A 22338-nucleotide genomic window follows, 5' to 3' on the forward strand; every position below is an offset into this window, starting at 1 on the left:
AAACCGCTGAAATTATAGCTGAACCTACAAAAGTAAAGAAGCTTCAAACCATAAAAAATACAGCGGCATAGACACAAGCAGCCAGCTAAGATCGCTCGAAAGCCTAGCGACTAACAACATCATCCAGAAGAAGCTTACAATATAGCTTTTAAACTAAACAAAGATAACATGAACACTCGCTCTCAAGGCTACTGAGTTCTTATGTATCTAAACCTAAGCTGAGGTCGCTTATTCCGCAAATATAGATACGCTGACTACCACCAGCGCAGCAATTAGAACTACTACGTAACTTTCGCACAAAATTTAACCATGCTAAGCCATACGCAAGCCATGATTTACAATGGTTTTAACCATTGATTTAATGCGTTTTTACGTTAAGCAAAATTTGCTATTACGTCTCGACGAACGCACGCTCTATTACATAGTCACCAGGCTCACGCATACGTAAAGAAACCTTAAGGCCGAAGTTATTTAACACTTCGCTAGTCTCGTTCAGCATGGCTGGGCTGCCACACAGCATGGCGCGGTCATTTTCATGATTAATCGGTGGCTGACTGATATCACTGAACAGCTTACCACTACGCATTAAGTCAGTGAGGCGTCCTTCGTTTTTGAATGGCTCGCGGGTCACAGTTGGGTAGTAAATCAACTTATCACGCAGGGCTTCACCAAAGAACTCGTTTTGCGGTAAATGCTCGGTAATAAATTCGTAGTAGGCAACTTCATTAATGTAACGCACTCCATGACACAAAATAACTTTTTCAAAACGTTCATAGGTTTCAGGGTCCTGGATCACGCTCATGAATGGAGCCAAGCCAGTACCAGTACCGAGCAAGTACAAATGCTTGCCAGGCTTCAAATCGTCAAGTACCAAAGTACCTGTCGGTTTTTTACTGATAATAATTATATCGCCTTCTTTTAAGTGCTGTAATTGAGAAGTCAACGGACCGTCTGGTACTTTAATACTTAAAAACTCCAGATACGACTCCCAGTTTGGACTGGCAATAGAGTAAGCGCGCATAAGTGGGTAGCCATTAGGCTGCTGCAAACCGATCATCACGAACTGACCATTCTCGAAACGTAAGCCCGGATCACGGGTGCACTTAAAACTGAATAGAGTATCATTCCAATGATGCACACTGAGAACATGCTCGTGATTCACATTATTCATGTACGGAGACTCCTGAAAATAAACCTGTACTAAATATTAGATATACAATCTCACAGTATTTTGATAGCGACGACAATATCTATTTACTAAATCTTTACAATAAAGATTGTCGATTGTATGCCTTCGTTAATGTTGCTTAATAGAAAAGCGTCTTACGCGCTATTAACTTGTTAGTTTTATTTCAATCCGACGCCAATACTTCGATCAAATAGCCAGAGCAAATTCAGCTGTCATTTATTCAAATGTACTGGTAAGCACCTAGACCTGAAGGCCATTGGTTTAGTTATTGTTTTATGTCGTGGCTCTGCTGGCCTAAACCAAGAAGATGGAAAGCTTATACTCAAACGCAAATTCAACTTTAGCTTCAAAATAGTTAGTACACCATGACTATTGATAATTAGTCTAACTATTATACTGATTAGCATCTTGGTACGGTAAAATGCAAATAGCTAGTATGAAGCTATCCAGTGCATAACAACTCATATCATGCACTGGATAGCACACTACAAAATTAACCCTGGCTGAATCAAAGATTACTATAGCTACCAGAACATCTAGGTATAAACCTTGTATCAAGGGGGGGGTGAACTGGTCACACTTTATTACGCTATAATATTGCTTAGCTAAACATTGCATAACTCTTACTGAAGAGTAGCTCGATGAGTCATGGACTCAAGACAAATACAGCCATGACACGTACTTAACTCTCCAATAACGCCAAGTATTATTACTGTAATTTGTGCTGCATGTCAGCTTAAAGCCTAGAGCACACCAAAACAATTAAACCGTGCGGGGTAAGGTAGTTATGGATTTGCTAAATTTCCCTGACAACACTGCGCAATGCTTTTCGCTATAGTAATTCAGTGCTAGTGAAAATCACTAGATCTTAACTGGGCCAGTTTACATCATCTAGCATAAACAGAAATACTAAATCTCGGCGATCTACTAATTTCTGTAATCTGTATTACGTTTATATCTCCATGGCTTAGCGCAACGCTACTAAACATTGCCCAAGGCTTAGATAAGCGCCCCAATGACAACTGGGTTGGTGATGAGTAGTGTTAATTGCACGGCGCTGTCTGTATCCTGAACGTTTTTTCGATAATGTATGACAATTCAAGGAGGTTCTGTCCATTATTTTTTCTATAATAGCATTTAACAACTCAACTATCAACGTCAACAGACATACAGCAATCAGTAAAGCACGTTCAACCTTAATTAAACTGCAGAAAAAGCTCAGCTTAATCAGGATCACATTCAGCAACATCTACTGACAGAATGCTACTTCGCTGATAAATGCTACGCGCAAGCCATCCATAGAATAGCTATATACATTGAATATATGCTTAATACTCATTTTACCTTAAAAAAACAACATATAGCATGATCGATGCAAACCAAAAACAGAAAATTAAATCGCGCAAAGTTAAAAAAACATAAATCGATGATAACTTTACACTGCAAAGTTAACCTTAATTATTATTAAGAGTAGTAGCAAGCTAAAACGTGCACATATTTTCGCTTTAGCTTGCGAAAAATCGTTGCAACATAAACTTTAATCATTTCTTGTGATACACTTAACTCATAAACAGCTTGCTTGCTCAGCAAGACTTTATAGACCATACTCTGCACTTAAAATTGATGTAACCATAAGTTAGTAAGAATATCATAGGTGCCCAGAGCCTCGCAGAACATAATAGAATCGCTTATTCTAAACTACTTGAAACATACAGCCAATACAGGCTTATTCATCATACTTACAACTATGACTCCAGTATTATAAAGATCTTACGTGAAGACCTTTAAGGTATTGATAACACATCTATATTAATCTAGAGAAACTAGAAACGCCAGGAATATTCAAATCAATCAATATACCAAATCTCATTAGGATTGTTACTGTTCAGGTAGGCTTCATATTTAGTAAAACTAACAAACGTAGATAAATTCGCATATAAGCGAAAAAAAATAACAGCTTGATGTTACAAACTATTAGATATTAAATCTGCATCAACTATACAGGATTTTGTATATTATCATTAATACAAAATCCTGTTTTAATTGAATATCATGATATTTTATGGTTTGCCAGAATAAACAAGGTAGTAGCTATACAGCCATTGCTAGAGGTCATGCTTAACGTCAAGTACAATTGACAGTTTGTTGTTAAGCAACTACTTAGGCACAATACTAAGGCTATCATAACATAAAATGATTATTACGTTTGAACCATTATGGCTTGTAATACAATGGTTGCTCAAGAGCTAGATGCGATACTAACCAGTATTTTTAGTACAGGTTTTTACAGAACATCTAGTGCGTTTTATTCAAAGTATCATTTAGTAAGATAACAATAGCAGTTTTGTTCTTTCCTCTGTACAACCTTACTGATAACGAACTTATACATCATCATCCAGGAGTTACCTGAAAACCTTGAACAATGTTCAATACGTTGTCCGCGGTTAAAATAAACTAATAATACGCGCTGGATTGTGTATGTAAGCAGGAAGCAGCATGGCTTATTAGATCCTAAACGAACAGGAGTGCAATGATACAAAGGAAACTCTAAAAAACTAAATACTCACAATTTATAAGCTATAAGTCAAGCAACAGTAGCAACCACGCCACCATAATAAGCACTACTTATAGTTTTAAGCGACTAAACGCTAACGCAGTAGCTGATCTTGTGCTCTAGTAATTTACAATAAAGAAGATTTTATGCCGCATTATATGCGGCACTGTGTCGACTTACCTGTATTCACTTAACATAGTTATATCTCTAGATTTCCATACAACTTAACCACTCAAGGTCCAAATGACTAAGAGATGCAAAACACTATGACTGACAACAGTGTAAACTGTTTCTGAAAGTCAAAAACAAAACCATAAATGGCCCAGCATACTGCTGAAGATATGCAACCGCTTAATCTCTTCAGTATGCAATCTAATTGCAAAAAATACTCACCAACCAATAAGATTGTCGCTACACTATAGCTAAATCAATAATAACATTAACCATTGTACTGCAAATGAATAATTAACAAACAGTTACCGGCTATGTAGTACTGTGCTGATGATTAAGTTATTTTAATCAGACACCCACAGAGTTTTTTATATAGTTACGATAAAAATCGAAGACCATTAAAGTAGAATCGCTCTACTACTGCTGTATAGAAAAAGCAAATACTTTTGAGCGACTTGAGTATTATAGCAACATTTGTAATATTACAAATCACTAACTAGTTCATGGCCAGCTACGTTAAAGTTTTACAAAAAAGTGAAGTGGAACGCTTTATGGATCTAATGATCACCTATTCTATCATTTTAAAACAAACTGAGCTAGACAACAAGCTGTAGCGCAGACGCATAACCTTAGTTAGTCACTTTGAACAGCCATGAATAACACTAATTATAGGTATATAATCCATACTATTATAAACTAAACTGCCTATAGATTAATCTATAGTTCATCCTACGAACGAGATAATATTTCCTAATGCTAAAATAGTTTTATGGTCAATGCAAAACAACGGCATGCAACTGTGCTTACATGATAGCCTGAAAGGCTTATATACTAAAGCCGCTATCCATGAGTATAGCTGGCATAGATTACTTATGTAATCTAACATAGTAGTAGCCACCAGCAATAATGCGCTAATCATAACGCCCACTTATGACAGTACGAGCATTATGGTTTAATATTGCTAGCCGCTTAAACACTACACTAATATTGCCCTTAGTGGTACTAAGAATCTGCTGTATTTTCACTTCTTCTTTACCCGCAATATATCTTTAACTAAAAAGCTAACATGCTAATTTTACACCTAGATAATCTAAATAATTGTGGTGCACTAGATAAAATTTTAGAAGAACTGACCATTGGATGTAAACCGGAAAGCACTTTTAGTGCTAGCACTACTGCTAGATGCTACAATCAGAGATTGTTACATGTGACACTAAATTTTATCAGTATCCAGATTAAAAATATCGCCTTATATCTTATCCGCTAATTGTAAACCAGTTTACTTGGTAAACAATGTTAAAGAGAACAGAGCATGAATCGACTAACTCTATGCTGCTTTCTACTCTGCACGTTGATTGAAGAGTGAGCTTTTAGTGTATATACACTGTTAGTTTTAGTGCTTTAGCTTTAACATGTTTACTTAAAGTATTTTGTTAGCACCACTAATGAGTGGTGATTTTAGAGGCTAACTTTAGCTTTAGCGCACAAACAATAAACCAAAGTGCAGTCATTTTAACCTGATTGGTATTTAATTGAAATAATTGTCATTATTACCTTCGGCTGGAGTTTACTAGCTATACAAACTTACCAAGTATTTTAGCACAGACTTAGAAAAACACATAGCAGTAAATGATATCTGAGTTAGCTTAATTTTTTAAGACAAAAGCTTTACATCCTAATAAACAAGTATTATGTTTTTTCGAAAGGAAATAGATATTTTCAATATAATGTATAAGCTATTCAACAACACCTTATTAATTTGCGTAGATAACCATTAATGTTTAGAGAGTAATTTCTATTTCGCGCCTCCTAACATCAAATAACATATAACCAGCAAATTTGTAACGATAAATATTTGCTAGAAGTGACTCCCAACTCATCCTACACTAACGTAGGATGAGTTTAATATAGAGATGTTATAGGCTATGCTGGCTTAGCTTCCAACGAATTACGCAAGACAATAACCACAGGAGTAAGCGTAATTATCATAAAGCTATATAGCTTCTAAGGTAATAATCTTTACAAGCAAATTATACAACATACCACGGTCAATTATTTTACTGCTCAGATAAATGCTTTTGCTATTGAGCATTTCCAGATTCTCATAATTAAATAGCCATTACCCAGAATAACCAAAGTATAAAATTTCAACGCGTTACCACTAACGACAGTATGCAGGCTACTAAACATTAGTTATATCTATATGAAAATCTAGTTAATTAAAATTACTGGTAGTTAGCGTTATTAGCGTTATTGATTATTTTATGTAGTGAGTTCATAGGTTAGATAATTTTGAAAGGCCAACATGTATACGATATATCTTACCTGATATTGCAGCTTTAAAACCATGGCCGCCATAGAACCATAGAAAATCAGGTCAATAACCTAGAACGCACTAGCAATTCGGTACTTTCTAATACTTACTCACTAATATCCGATTTAGAAATTAGTAGATCGTTAATATTAACGATCTACTAATTAAATACATAATATATCCAAATAGATATTGTTATTAACAAACGTGCAAGTAGTATTTATTTTGTATGCTTGGACTATAACCTATAGATTCATTGGTGGTTTTTTTAAAAGATTTTTAGGTTGTAGGTATTACCGATACAGCTTTTTACTAACCGCGTAGGTCTACATGCGATATCCGAACTTAAAGAGCCAACAGTAATAGCTTAAATCTCATCTGACTGTAATAATCATCTATATTTATTATTAATGTTCTTCCTAAATTAACTTTTTATTTAATCCAAGATTAAAGCAGGCGATTTTTTATCGTGGACTATTAAAGTCCACTACTTATACCAATATTAACTTGTTAGGTTAATATTGGTATAAGTAGACAGTAATACTTCGCAAAAAACACTGTAAATAGACTTACTCTAGATATCTATTTCTGCTGCTGCTCGTCGCAATAAGCCATTAAGCGCAGCCATTACCGTTTGTCGGCGTACCTCATTGCGATTACCAGTAAAGTACGCTAGTTTGGTCGTTACCTTATTGCTTACACTAAAAGCTAACCATACAGTACCTACTGGTGTATCTGGTAAACCGCCATCTGGCCCAGCAATACCGCTAACCGCTACAACAAAGCGCGACAAGCTTTTTTTCTGTGCACCACGAACCATCGACTCTACTACCTCTTGGTTGACAGCACTACCTTTAGTAAACAACGTTTCTGAAACACCCAGCTGCCTAGTCTTTTCTCGATTAGAATACGTTATATAACTAGTTTCAAACCAAGCTGAACTACCAGGTATACGCGTTATAGCTTCAGTAATGCCACCACCAGTGCAAGACTCGGCAATTGTAACATGGGCATTTAGCACCTGTAAACAACGACCGAGTTTAGTGGCTAGCTGGGTGATTTCCTTCATATTAATCTCCAGAAAATAGACTGGTAGTACGAACTGTTTAACAAACAGCACCTTATTGACTTATGCAAATTATAAATTTGCATAAGTCAATAATTATCTCAATATACAGCGCATAAACTCAACAGTCTTAAAAAAACCGAGAGAATTACTGCTGCTATCCATGAAATTAATCATACTTAAGCGTACACATGGGTGAGTTAAACTGACGTGGCTATATTAGCTACACCACCTACGTAAGTTAGCATTAAGCAATCAGGCTTAGTCAATTAATCAAAGAAAGACTAATAATCATAAATCAGTAGCAGTCAGGTAGTCAAGTAAAAACTTGCTTAAGCTAGGCGTTGGACAACTATCAATTGTACTATTAGCAATAGTAGCGTACACTATTTAATAGTTGCCACCACTAATATAAAAACTTTTATATAAACTGTTTAGCGTTTTCAGCCTTGCAACTGAAGCCTGACGCTAAAACTGCTCAGACATGCGACCACGCTTACATGTTCCAGAAATTAGGAAGCTCGCCACAATTTTCTAGCAATCTAACACAACTCGCATAATTACAATCCTGGCTTTACGCTATCCAACACACTACATTCACAGATGCATAGGATGACGGAGCAGGTATAACTGATAAAGTGGCTAAGATTTAGGCAATCTTAGTCATACGCCTAGTTTTCAGCATTTTGCTAGCAATACACCAGAAGTATTCTGAGTAGGTTAGCCATTTACTGCCAACTACACTATAGATAAGTACGGTTACTAGACAACAGGTTGTGGTTTGATTAATAAACAGCATTGATCTTGCAGTTCCATGCAGACGTCAATGAAATTGACTGACACGGGTACACAGCTTCAGATAGACGCAGCATAGCCTTTCGGACACAAAAGAGGTTCTGGATAAATTAGGGCGATCTAGCTCTAAATCAAGTATCAAGTACTGAAGACTCTTGTACAGTCTGAGTTTTTAATAGCATTGCGATAACTTAAGATTTGACATCCTTAGTCAACACCACCAACAGCAGTAAACAGTTTATAAACTAAATACTTACGCCTGTCTAACTGACTATCTGCTTTACTATGTAATTTTAACTATGGTCAGCAATATAAAGCAAAGCCATACTAAATATCCAGTGATATTGGTATTTTTTATAAAACGTAGTAAGAAGTGATCTTAGCTACATTTGTTTATAACAATATTGTGGATATTATCCAAAAATACCTAAGTATGTTGCTTGCCGCTCTTGTTATATTAAAAGTGCTCTTAACTGGCCACTAGCGGATTTAGGTATTAGGCGAATCGAAATATTTTATATTAAATATTTCATTCAATCAGTCCATATAAAACTATAGATTTTTATATACTGCACCATATTATAAATTTATATTTTATCAAATAAATTGTATTATTAACTATTTTTATAGTCAGCACTTAACCGGATATGCTAGAATAATTTTAAAAGTTTTTAGGCGAGCTTCAGAAGCGGTTATTTTACAAGTCATTTTAACTGCTTACCTCATTATTTTATTGAATTAAACTATGTATTTTACAAAAAATATACATGAAAGATGTAAATATGCAAATTACTAATATTTTCAATACTTACAACAATTTTTTTACTATGTGAATTTAAACTACAAGCAAACTTTTACCATGAAATTTGCCAAAATAAATTATTGACAATATTATTGATAGTAATATATTTACTAGATATTAAATTAGGAGAGATTTGCAATCTCATGCTATATCTGATATAGGTTAAACTTATTAACCATGAGTATATTTAGTTTATAACTAACAGTATTAAAGTTAGACGCTGACTACTCTGTTAATCAAATCAATGATTGATTAACTACTCACGAATTCAAACTATAATTTTTATGTAGGCATGGACTTATGCGCAACTACGAAATAAACCAATAGCATATTGGAAATATATAACTCATCAGCCAAATTTTCTGATGAGCTTAGAACTTTTAACTTATTAAAAGGATACTATAGTATCTGATTTTGTAAAAGTAAGAACGACTTTTGAGTAGTCATAGATAAGGTAAAATTTTTTTACCTAGATGTATACAAAATAACTAGCTTAAAGTGTTTCAAGTAAAATATCATTTACACTTAATTTATTAAGTTATAATTAATAAATTATTATGCAGGATCTATCACTACAAAACCTTTGTATACCAACTATTAAAGAAAAAACATAGGTATACTTTATTAGTAATACATGCAGCTATAGTATAGCTGCATGACTTGAGCATAAAACCACAAAAAACTAGGTTTTGTACTGAGTATGTTTTCCTATGAAAACATACTCAGTACAAAATTATAGAATTGTTTTTTGCGGAAAAACTATGGAAATACTGATAAATACACTTTTATAGTGCAGCATCAATGTTATTAGTTGGTGAGTATTTTGCAATTAGATTACATGCTAAAGCAGTTAAGTGGTTGCATGTCTTCAGCAGTATGCGTAGCTATTTAGGGTTTTATATCTCTTATAGATGTATTTAAGTGTTAAATATTCATAATAATAAAATGAAAGTATACGGCTGATTACTATAAAGCAGTTTTTAATGAACTATACTGTGCCAGTATAGTTCTCAAATTTTTTTGAGATATTCATTCAGTTATATTTCTATATCTAAATATACTTAGCAGTATTAATATCTACAAATATTAAACGATTAACTGATTAGCAAAGATTTGCCTTACCCTAAAAACCTGATTAGTTTAAAAAACTTTATTAAGGAAGCCTTCTCTGCTCTTTTTTTGGTTTTATGGTTATTTAACTAATAGTAGTTTTTATGAGTTCTTCAAACGATAGGCAACTTTCCTATTTTACACAACTCTTAAGATGAGTTTCGTCATCCTGACCGCCATGTGCTCATAGCGGTAAATTAAAGTTTCATGATAAATCACCTATTGCTTAGCTTCTGAAAGCTTGCAACCACCTACTATAGGTAACACTAGTTTATGCTAGAATTCATAAACCACTGATAACTTTTATTATACTAATGCTAGTGTTATTTACCATATTAACAGCATTTACAAATCACAAACTACAGTATCACTCAAGATTAAAGGTATCAGTCATATTCGTACCAGTTTTGCTGTCAGGATATCGCAGGCTAACTTTTAAATAATCCAACTATTAGCATTGATGGTCAGTAACATATTTTGACTATTAAACCAAATACGTCGTCTACGTCACGACCATATCACTCTAAGCTTTAGATAATGAGTGCAGACAGTACAAGCTTAGCATTAGATTGGTTAGCTTGTCAGCTATAACACGCCAATGCCTGGCGCACATAAACCTTTTTTATAAATTACGCCATACAAGCATTGAGCTTGTAATATTTAACACATTCTGCCAGTGCACTGCTAGGTTTAAACATAGTAGTACGCTACATTTCCATAACAATAAAAAGCCTGCTACTGAAAAGTAGTAAAACAATGCTACAAGTTTGTATACCTTAGATAAAAACTAACATCGAGCGCTCTCTCGGAACATTAAAAATTCGTGATCACTAGACATAGATGGGCGCAATAGATGTATAGCTGTATATCAAATTAGGTCAACGTAGAATCATGTCGATCTGCCGTCTAAAATAAAACGATGCTGAAGTGGCTTCAAAATATCAACAACACGCGCTAGCAGCAAGAAAGACAGAAAATCACTTGCGATAATTGGATTACGATACCAAATTATTTAATCACCCATCTAGTTTGTTTTAGTAATTGATTAATACTGATACATATAAAAAGACTAGATTGCTTATTCAGCATCAGCACGTCTTTGACAAACAGTAACGGATTACTATAACAATTGATCTGCAAATTTTAGACTGTCTTGCTTAGTTCGATATAGTGTAATTACAGCCACGGCACAGGCTCAAGTTTCTTCCTGACAGCATTAGCACAAAATAGCAAAGAAAACAATCTCAACTTGTACAATATGCAACTTTCTTTTGTCCGCATATTATTAACAGCAGAGGCAATACATGTATTGCAAATGAAAAGCATAATCAAGTTTAGCGGTATGATAAAGGTCTGATTATCAAATTACAACATCAATCAGCGCTAGCATTTGTATATGGTAATAAACCGTGGTAAACGGTCAGCTAGTAAAAACAATACACCTATGCTAAGCATAGCTTATAGTTATGCAGATTGACGGTAGTAGTAACCGGACTTACCAGTAACACTAAACAGTGTAATTGCTACGATCATGATATAGTACATAAGAAGCAATACTAAAATACGCAAGGTAACAATATAATTTCTTGTTCTATCAAACTAAACTCTTGATCAAAGACACAAAAGCTAATCTTGTAGCTAGGCTTTCTATACCTTCTAGCCGAGTAATGCAATAGTGCTAGTCACAGTAGAAAAGTCTGTAGCCATCGTCTTGCTAAATCTATCTAACTTAGCATGCAGCTAATTACTTAGCCTAACATCTTTGTTTACTAAAGCCATTACGCTAAATTTTTTTAGGAGGCATTTTGTTCATGCGTATAGTCTTATACAGCTATGCTGTAGAATCATACTGAAACGTATGGAGCCGCTCCACAACTCACCTGTGTAGAAGTAATCTTTACCTGTGCTACCAATCCTTGTATTGATCAACTGTAAGATACTTACTGACAATAGAAAGTTTTTAGTAAAAGCATCGAACAGTCTCGCCTAAAACCTAACCATGTTACTATACATAACATACTAGAAAAAAGTTTCTTTCCAAGTCATTTGGTAGCATGCAATCCAACTCCAGGCTCATGCTCAATCCATGAGCATATAGCCGATGTAAGCTCTTTATACATACTATTCTCATAGAAAAACAGTAACGTAAACTATTTTATTAGCTAATAAGTGACCAATCATAAACAGCGTACTTTATAGTATATATAGTATCTCGCACAACCTAACTTACCTCATGGTTAAAGCGTTGCTTTTTAAATTAACAACGAACAAAGCCGAAACCAGAACTGCCAGTTTACTGTTATAAGTTATTTGGTCAGTAATAAACGCGTCCTTGCTATTTAGCACTACACATGGCTAAATGCATTTGCAAAAATGCAAGACAAGCTTAGCCGCGTTTGACCATCTTTCAATACTAATTTGACTTAAATAAGCCTAGAGCACCTAGGCGACCAAGCTATTAATCTGAACAGACGTATTGACATTCTGCCCAGTATCAATTGGGCCAAAAATATCATCGGCTTGAGATAGCTAATAGTTTCAGGAGATTTAAAACTATTCATGGTGATGTTTTATGCTTAAAGTTCAAAATTTTAGCCATGATTAGTCAGTATTCTGAAGCTTAAAGTTAAGGGCACTGGTTAGATTTAGACGGTAGACAGAATAATGGACTAATGCTTCGATATCCAACAACTATAACTTCTGGCAATGGTAGATTAATAATACACCCCGATAAAGCATTGAATGAGGACATTGTAAGGCTGGCCAGTGCACATAGATTTAAAGTTTTTTGAGTGAAAAATGCTAAAATTAGCTGTAAAGTATTACATAGATAAAGACTGTTTTATAGTAAATTATTGTAAGATAATTAGTTTTAAGCTATACGACTGCATCAGAATTAGCCTGCTAACCATTCATATCATGAAACCATAAATAAGTCAGCTGTTACTACTTAGAGACTTTTATCTATGATCATATAAATAGGTATAGTTGTATAATCACAGGTAAAAAAGTCAGTATTATATACTATAAATTATTATTATGTAAATAACTAGTAAATTTTTAGGCAGCACAAACTCAAGCCTCATTAATATTATTCCTACACTAGATCTAAAGCGGATCTTAGATCCGCATGGTACGCGGTAATATTTGTACAATACGCTGCGGTTAGTATTACCAATGTGGAACAACAGTAACTAAGTAGTTGCTCGCTTTTCTTATTACAATAGATCAAATAAACTATTTATGACACAGTTATTGACTAGCACAAAGCATCCTACAGTTAATACATTTGCTCAATATAATAGCAGTAGTAGTTTTAACTTAAGCACCCACTATATTTACATACATAAAACACTAACTATGAGGCAAGGAATTGTTCCATAACTATTTTAGTTGCCAAATATTTATTAAATTTTACTAGGACTACGCCGCCCTGATATCAAACTTAAGATACTATTTATATATATCTTTTTTTGCACATAGCGCACAAACTTAATATTTATCTTAAGATAAGCTGGCAAATTGAGTGATTTATATGATATGGCTATTATTTAGTTTACTAGTAGCATTCAGATCTATATAAAAGCTTTTTTATAACACAGAGGTAAAAGTTATTAATAATTAGATAAATTCTAATCATATTTCGCTTATGCATACACTAGCGCCTCATCACTTTTGTGCATTTTCCTATCACGACATTGATCGAAGCATTCACTGCGCTAACTAAAGCCACCAATTTCTATTTAATGCTTAATATTTAAACCTATTTAAATGCATTGCACGGCTCTTTAGCTATTTTCTTTTCATTTAGTAAACTTTCAACTTTAACTAAATATTTACTAACAGACTATCGCTGCTAATATCATGGTATATAATAAAATATCAATGCTCGTGGATATAGTATCAAAAACTAGCCTTGACTAGAGCAAGGCTAGTTTTTGCAGTTAATGGAATATTAAGATTTCAACCTTCACAACTACATTCACGTTATTCACCGTATACTGCAAAAAAACTTACGTTAAATATTTTACAGTATACGGGGCGCTGCTTTCTTTATACATTAGCAAAATCTAACTTACGAGATCAAATCCAATTTTATCAAATCTTATACTTGGCTTCGCTATCGATTAACTAATCGTGACCAACTTGAATAAACGCAAACTGACCTTCGGCTTTATGCATTATGTTGATTTAATATTACATAATCGTGCTTACTCTTTACTGCTCTGATATTACAGATTAGCTAGTTGTAGTCGCAGCTAGATAAGCAGCACTAAATAATGACCTGTATATCGACAATATAAAACCGATCACATGAATACTACTGATATTGAATTAACTATTGCACGTTAACCTAACAAGCTTTTACCGTATAACTTATAGTTTTGGGTGTACCAGTATAGCTATATGATTATTAATATAACACTACAGTAAAGTGTTTTTAGCTTGATGAGCATCTGCATCCATTCGTTAAACACTCTCAGTTTGGCGGCAATTAAGTACTTTTTTTCAGGATGCACCGTTGATCGGCAACAAGCTAGTTTTTTGCTCACTAGTAATGTATATATTTAACTTCGCTATTTGTGTAATAATAAACCTAAAAGGCATTGTTTATAACCAATGCTCACAGTTCAATAATTTGCAATTGCATAACACTCATGCTGTGGATAGCGCTAAGCTAGATCTAGCTTAGGTCAAACTAACGCTCTTACAGTTAATACAAAGGCGTTGCATAGCTGCCTACGCAGTAATCCTAGTTGAGCTAACATCCGAAGTAGCGATCAACCACGAGCATTATTCTTGTCGGCGTGCTTTACTTCATAAAAACTCCAAATTATGGCTTGGGTAATTAGCTATTTTAAATTTAGATAGCCATGCTTATTAATACATTCTAATAGTTTATTATGTAATAAATCTTTTAACTTTATATTATTGGCAAAGAGCTAGATTTTGGTAAATTTATTTCTAGTATTTTGATTAATTGATTTATATGCAGGCATTCCAAAATGCTATTCGCTAAAGATTTTTTACGTAATACTTTCTTCTGACTACGTTACCTGCCTACTAGATAACTGCTTCTAGTACCTCGTACTGCATAACAGAGTTGGTGACTAAACTTTCGAAGTTAGTAAAGCAGGCTTATAACCGTTTGTTTTACCAATGCTGTATGCCTTCCTTGTATTTCTTGTGTTTTCGCTATTTCTATTACTTCGTAAGACATTTTAATATAAAAATATTAATGGCAAAAGCAAGCATTAGACCTCATAACCTCAGCACGTACAAATACACTAACTACTTTTCTATTGAAAACTTCTATACACAGTTATCAGAATATTTTACGTCAGGTTTGATAAGCATCAAAAGTTAGCGCTTGAATTATAAAGTAATCTGAAGCAGAAAAACGTAAGGAATATGTGCGAAGCAGTTCGCTGGGGTCCTGTAAAACGTTCAAAACATATAGACCAAAAATAAATTTGAGTCTATTATATTAAATATATCTGATAAGATTTGCCTATTTAGAATAGTTGGTGAGTTTTAGTTTTATTACTAAAATTTTTAGTAAGCTATAGGATGATTAATCCTTACCTATGCTAAACATTATACTTATTCTAAGTAGTGCTTAGAGCGAGTCAATAGTTATGTGTAATGCATACTACATAACATGCATCCGTTATCAGCTGCCATGTACAGCATGTGGATCAGCCTTACTTTTGTAGTGTACAAGATAACTTAAGATGATGATTAATAATGCAGTAACAATGCTAAATTCGCTATACAATAATATACAAAAGAACAAAAACAAACATGTATTACTATTTAATTTATGGCTTCCTCTCTCTTTGTTTTTATATATTCTTTTATAATCTGTAAAATTCTAACATTACTCGTTAACCTTACAGTTATAACAAACAACAGAACCAAACACCTAATACCAATCAATTAAAAGGCTATATTTAAGTAAATAATGCGAATTTAGTGTGAAAGTTATTTTGTTGTGAAGTACATATTATATACTTAATTAATGCTCAAAACTACAAGCCTATTTACCAAATTACTTGTAACTAATTTACTTACTGCCAAACAAGTAAGAATACGTTTAATTAATTTTCCTGTACGACGATACTGCAATAGTACTGGAAGCTAAGCAATTAATATCATACTTAGTTATTTTGTATGGCATAGAAGACTTCTATGAAACTATTTTTATAAATACACAAAGAATGCAGATCAGCTATCAATATTATACTAACTATAATGCAAATATTCAGTGAGGCAGTCTATTCCTATGTATAGGATTACTACTATTTATTAGAAAAAATCTAGTCACATTGGTGATAAATGGATAAGTCGGTATTGATATGCGAATAAATCAGCAGCCAGATAATCAATAATTGACCATTGACATATCAGGTAACGCACATTATTACGCTAAAGCGCAGTGAGCGGTAAAACGCTATTGAGTAAACGGCTTGTGCCAGCATCACTAAACAGTATTGGTGATGCGCGTTTATTCAGTCTTTCGATATTGGACATCACCAGCGGTGATTTTGGGATATTAAAAATCAAAGGCTAGGAAAATCTGCCAACGGTACTATAGTAAATTCATTTACAGGAGTTCTTAATCACAAATAATTAACCGAAAGACTTGCTAGCAGAGTTCTCGGCATATAACCTTAAAACTTTCACTGCAAAGCTATATCGATAGCTATTAGTGCGATCAGCTATCTACTAATTATGATAGGAAGACCTAACATACCGCATACCGCAGCTTACGCAGCTTACGCAGCTTGCGTCATGATAAGATTATCATACTTGATGGTACTAGCCTTCGTAACATACGATATTAACCTGTCTAATTATAGCGACAACACGTTGCAATCCGTAATTTACTTTTGCTCAACAGCCATGAACAGTCGCTGGCTACCAACTAACTAAACCAATATTTGCTACTAATTAGTTGTACTACAAGCACATCAAACTTTCATTGCATCCAGGTATACTGCTATTGCTTTAAAAATCTATAGCCACAATTAAAAGAAATTGGCGATATACCTACACCTTAGTGTAGGTATTGGCTACGTTGCATAATACGCAACTATATAACTTTACGCTATAACTTGAGGCGCCTCCATATACACGTAGAAATAATCAAACTATACACACTAAATCTATAACAAATCGCCGTAACAACTAATACTTTACTGGAACCTAGCGGCACTGTTAAAAATAACAATCATCAATAATCCATCTGCCATCTTCCGTTATGGCAGGTAACTAAAAAAACTAGTTATAGTGATAAGCTTAATGTACTGAGTAACTTAATCGAGCTGGCACTAAACTTGAATCTACGTTATCCGCGTTGATTAATAATCACATTAATACATATTGTGAAATAATCTTACCCTGTTATTCAATAAACATTGAAAAGCTTTTTTGTAGCGAGCTATATAGTACTAAATAATGACACCGCATATTAATTTAAATATGCGCAGCACATACACCTGTATGCCTCAAACCGTATTAATGATACCGCTGGCGTATATCGGTAGCTTTATGCTAGCGGATAACTGTGAATTGTTGATAGTTGACCGTATTGCTAATAGGCATTAGCCCATGATGTTCAAAATAAGCAAAGCCACGAATATCTTTAACAATGCCACTAAACGCACCATGATATTGACAGACAAAGTCGGTCGCGGTACTAGTTTTCTCGATGGATTGCCCATAACCTAGCATTGACCGCTATATGTAGCATATTTATGAAAAGTATATCAAAACACCTACCAAGCACAATGAGAGCATTGTATCCTTACATGCCATGCATGCAACTTGAGCTGACACAACATTGCAGCCCGGTCATAGCCGTATATTACGCCGACATACTAAACGATATAATAACAAGCACTCACGACCTCATGGCTATCTAAAAAAACACAGCTATATCCAATGAAACTATAGCAACTAACCGTATCATGGCGTATAAGCAACTAAGCACGCCGCATCGGAGCAATATGCTCACTATTCTACCTCTTTTCCAGTATCAGCTGAATCAGCTCAGCTTGATGCCATACACAGCGCTTAAAGTATCGTATAAACTACAGATTCGAATATAATACAAAAGTCAGAAATTTGTTAATATACAGTACCTCGCGAAACTCATGATAATAGGCTTCGCTGCCACCGCCTGAGGAGAAAATTAAAAATGACTTTCGTCGTTACCGATAGCTGTATTAAGTGCAAGTACACCGACTGCGTTGAAGTGTGTCCGGTAGATTGCTTCTACGAAGGTCCAAACTTTTTAGTTATCCACCCAGATGAGTGCATAGACTGCGCTTTGTGTGAACCAGAATGCCCAGTAATAGCTATCTTTTCCGAAGACGAAGTCCCTGCAGAAATGCAGGAATTCATTCAGTTAAACGTTAAACTAGCAAAAATATGGCCAAATATCACGGAGCGTAAAGACCCAATGCCTGACGCAGCTGAATGGGATGGTAAAAAAGGTAAGATTAAATATCTTGAACGCTAACAGCAACACCACCTCCAAAAGCTACTCACTTGTAGGTTTTTTGCGTTTCCTGATGAAAAGTTTTACGTATCTATAAAAGCAAAGTAGTCGTATAACTAGACCATATCTTCCTTAATTTTGTATTCCTTGTCACTATTCTCATGAGTCTAGTGCTACAACAGTACCTCAATTGTTATTTCTGAATAGCTACATCAATCATAGAATACAAAAATAATGCGAAGAAGTTCTGAGTATAGTAAAACTACATTTTACGTTACAGGCTGATAGCTTTAAACGTCCATGTTCAGTATACACAATCGTGCTTCTTTTAAGAAGCACGATTGTGTATACTGCTTTGATATGCATATACATATCAAAAAATTAATACTTAGAAAACAGTAAGCGAATAATGATACGCATAATTACGTCAGCGAGCACCTAAGAACATTAGCTCATAGACAAACATAAACAAACTTAGACGCTTAGGCTGTTTTCTTTTCGAATGATTAGTCCTTGCTAGCAGCAATATTCGATGGCCCTTATCTTGCTATTTACTGCATGGAAATCCGTGCACTAACATGTCTAGCTAACTCCTGATAAACCATGGCAATCTGGCTATCTGGTTCAGCCGCCACAATGGGTTTACCACTATCAGCCTGCTCTCGGATTATTATTGATAATGGCAATGAAGCCAATAACTCAATACTGTATTGAGTAGCGAGCTTCTCACCACCGCCCTCTCCGAACAGATGCTCAGCATAACCGCAACTAGAACAGATATGTACCGCCATGTTTTCTACTACGCCAAGAACCGGGATATTAACCTTACGGAACATCTCCATACTTTTCTTCGCATCACGCAACGCTAAGTCTTGTGGCGTGGTTACAATCACCAAACCTACCACCGGCACCTTTTGCGCTAGGGTAAGCTGGATATCGCCGGTACCTGGCGGCATGTCGATCACTAAATAATCCAGATCGCCCCAGGCGGTCTGGCTAACCAATTGTAGCAAAGCGCTGGATACCATTGGCCCGCGCCAAATCATCGGTGCGCTGTCTTCGGCTAGGAAAGCCATGGACATTACTTCTATGCCAAGAGATTTGATAGGCACAAACCATTTCTGGTCCTTTACCTTAGGGCGCGTACCATCAGGGACGCCAAACATCACACCTTGACTCGGGCCATAAATATCAGCGTCGAGAATACCTACACACGCACCTTCACGGTCTAGCGCTAGAGCTAAGTTAGCAGCGGTAGTAGATTTACCCACGCCCCCTTTACAGGAGGCTACCGCGATGATGTTCTTGACGTTAGCTAGGCCGTGAAGCTGTACCTGAGTTTTGCGTGAGGTAATTACACACCGAGTTTCAACCTTAGCCAAACGTACACCAGCAAGACCCTCGATAGTCATTTGTAACATCTGCGCCAAATCACTCTTAAATAACCCAGCAGCATAACCGAACTCTAGCTTAACTAAGACCTGATCGTTATTGACATCAATAGCGCGTACACAACCGGAACTAACCAGGTCTAGATTCAAATATGGATCGGTATATTGACGAAGCACAGCTTCTATCGCTGCACGATTGACGGCTTTCATGGCTACTCCAGAAAAAACTTAATGTAACAGGTAAACATCTTAATTGTTGCAAGCGTTTAGCGGTACGTTTTGAGGCTACAACAAGATTCCGAAATAACACTAAGAGATGCAATATATTTCTTAATGCTTTATAGTCGCTAATCTCCGTTTCATTAAATAGCTAAACCAATGTCAGAACCACGCAAGATACTCGTCACTAGCGCACTGCCATATGCCAATGGTTCTCTCCATCTTGGCCATATGCTTGAATATATCCAAACTGATATATGGGTGCGCGTTCAGAAGCATCGCGGCAATCAATGCATGTATGTTTGCGCAGACGACGCCCACGGTTCAGCCATTATGCTGCGCGCAGAAAAAGAAGGCGTTACCCCGGAACAATTAATTACCAACATGCAAGCTGAACACTGCGTTGACTTTGCCGAATTCTTGATAGATTTTGATAACTTCGACACAACAAACTCCGAAGAAAACCGCAAACTATCCAGTCAAATCTACCTACGATTAAAGGATTCTGGTTACATTGACCAACGTTTGGTAACCCAGTATTTTGACCCGGAAAAAAATATGTTCTTAGCTGACCGCCTCATAAAGGGCACTTGTCCAAAATGCGGTGGCGAAGACCAGTATGGCGATAACTGTGAAAAATGTGGTGCTACCTATACACCAACTGAATTGAAGGATCTGAAGTCAGCAATCTCCGGTGCCACCCCAGTGCTTAAAGATTCACAGCACTTCTTCTTTAGGCTTCAGGATTTTCAGCAGATGCTGCAAACCTGGACACGTAGCGGCACCTTACAGGATTCTGTAGCCAATAAACTGTCTGAATGGCTAGATAACGGTCTACAGCAGTGGGACATCTCCCGTGACGCGCCATACTTCGGTTTCGAGATTCCTGGCGAACCTGACAAGTACTTTTATGTATGGCTAGATGCGCCAATAGGCTATATGGCTAGCTTTAAAAAGCTATGTGACCGTATACCAGAATTAGATTTTGACACGTTTTGGGCAAAGAACGCTACAACTGAGCTATACCACTTCATCGGTAAAGATATTGTTAATTTTCACGCTTTATTCTGGCCAGCTATCCTTGATGGTTCAGGCTACCGTAAGCCAACCGGCATCGTGGTGCATGGCTATTTAACGGTTAATGGCCAAAAAATGTCAAAATCTCGTGGCACCCTTATCAAGGCACGCACTTACCTGAATTACTTGTTGCCAGAATACTTACGTTACTACTACGCTTCTAAACTAAGCGGCAGCGTAGATGACCTAGACCTAAATCTAGAAGACTTCGTACAAAAGGTTAATTCTGATTTAATCGGTAAGGTAGTCAATATCGCTAGCCGTTGCGCTGGATTTATCCACAAGGGTAACGCAGGTGTGCTAGTCGCCGAAAATTCAGCATCAGAGCTAACCGAAGCCTTCCTAGCTGCCGCGTTAAGCATTGCTAACGCCTATGAAACCCGTGACTTTGCTAGCGCGATGCGTCAGATTATGAGCTTAGCTGACCGTACTAATTCATGGATCACTGACAAAGCGCCATGGTTGCTGAGTAAGCAGGAAGGCAAACAGGCTGAAATTCAAGTAATCTGCGCCACTGGAGTCAACTTATTCCGTAAGTTAGTGATCTTCCTCAAGCCAGTGCTCCCACTGCTAGCTGCAGATGCTGAAACATTCCTCAATGTCGCACCTCTAACCTGGAATGACCACGCCACATTGCTATTTAACCATCAGTTAAACGAGTTTAAACCACTGATGACTCGTATTGATGAAGTTAAGGTACAGGCTATGATTGATGCTTCGAAAGAAGATCTAGTCGTCAGCCAGACCTGTATTGGTATGGCTATGCCAGTTAGCGTATAGCAAACTCATCAAGGGCCTCATCTCTACAGAAATTGAATGAGATGTTTCTTGCTGCTGTAGATCTATAAGTTAAGCTAATCGTCAAAATCGAAGCTAAGGTGCCAACCAACCTGCTGCGTTTGACTTCTAATCTCAGTAAAAACAATAAAACGTGTTTTCCGGCACCAAAAACACTTACCTAGCCAGGTCTAGGCTCAATCGTTACCTGACTATAATGATCGTTAACGTTAAACAGATGAAATAAAATTCAGTATTTCCGAAACCCAGTAACAAAAGCCAGTCTCAACAGTAAAACAATCTACCTGTTGACTGTTGAACACTAAGAGTAGCGTAAATCTAGATAAATACTAATGCTAATATTTTA

5 protein-coding genes and 2 pseudogenes are annotated in these 22338 nt (G+C 35.8%); 3 read left to right on the forward strand and 4 right to left on the reverse strand.

The window, feature by feature from the left end:
- Positions 1–391: 391 nt before the first annotated feature.
- From C3B55_RS03425 to C3B55_RS03435, 3 genes and pseudogenes are all read right to left on the reverse strand, one after another.
- Positions 392–1171, reverse strand: a complete 780-nt coding sequence (locus C3B55_RS03425; protein WP_129211487.1) for a ferredoxin--NADP reductase — start codon at positions 1169–1171, stop codon at positions 392–394.
- A 1017-nt stretch (positions 1172–2188) separates the two neighbouring features.
- Positions 2189–2528, reverse strand: a pseudogene (locus tag C3B55_RS03430) (diacylglycerol kinase).
- Between the two features lie 4274 nt (positions 2529–6802).
- Complete coding sequence (locus tag C3B55_RS03435) at positions 6803–7297, reverse strand: CinA family protein (RefSeq protein WP_129211489.1); 495 nt, start codon at positions 7295–7297, stop codon at positions 6803–6805.
- A gap of 10321 nt (positions 7298–17618) precedes the next feature.
- On the opposite strand from C3B55_RS03435, the gene C3B55_RS03440 reads away from it, so the two are divergent.
- Positions 17619–17735 (forward strand): MutS-related protein, encoded by a 117-nt coding sequence (locus C3B55_RS03440; RefSeq protein WP_457912700.1) that lies wholly within the window; start codon positions 17619–17621, stop codon positions 17733–17735.
- Between the two features lie 469 nt (positions 17736–18204).
- A complete protein-coding gene (gene fdxA, locus C3B55_RS03445; RefSeq protein ID WP_129211493.1) occupies positions 18205–18528 on the forward strand; it encodes a ferredoxin FdxA in 324 nt (107 codons plus the stop codon).
- Between the two features lie 530 nt (positions 18529–19058).
- On the opposite strand, the gene apbC is transcribed toward fdxA, so the two are convergent.
- On the reverse strand, positions 19059–20108 hold the full coding sequence (gene apbC, locus C3B55_RS03450) for an iron-sulfur cluster carrier protein ApbC (RefSeq protein WP_129211495.1): 1050 nt from the start codon (positions 20106–20108) through the stop codon (positions 19059–19061).
- Between the two features lie 168 nt (positions 20109–20276).
- Between apbC and metG the strand changes: the two are divergent.
- Positions 20277–22235, forward strand: a pseudogene (metG, locus tag C3B55_RS03455) (methionine--tRNA ligase); the annotation flags it as partial.
- Positions 22236–22338: the final 103 nt, after the last annotated feature.

Origin of the sequence: Candidatus Pseudomonas adelgestsugas, assembly GCF_004124255.1 — a bacterium.
GTDB classification, from domain to species: domain Bacteria; phylum Pseudomonadota; class Gammaproteobacteria; order Pseudomonadales; family Pseudomonadaceae; genus Aquipseudomonas; species Aquipseudomonas adelgestsugas.

Coding starts and splice junctions, on each gene's coding strand:
- C3B55_RS03425 (WP_129211487.1), bottom strand. CDS start 1,171: ATGAATAATGTGAATCACGAGCATGTTCTCAGTGTGCATCATTGGAAT.
- C3B55_RS03435 (WP_129211489.1), bottom strand. CDS start 7,297: ATGAAGGAAATCACCCAGCTAGCCACTAAACTCGGTCGTTGTTTACAG.
- C3B55_RS03440 (WP_457912700.1), top strand. CDS start 17,619: ATGTTCAAAATAAGCAAAGCCACGAATATCTTTAACAATGCCACTAAA.
- fdxA (WP_129211493.1), top strand. CDS start 18,205: ATGACTTTCGTCGTTACCGATAGCTGTATTAAGTGCAAGTACACCGAC.
- apbC (WP_129211495.1), bottom strand. CDS start 20,108: ATGAAAGCCGTCAATCGTGCAGCGATAGAAGCTGTGCTTCGTCAATAT.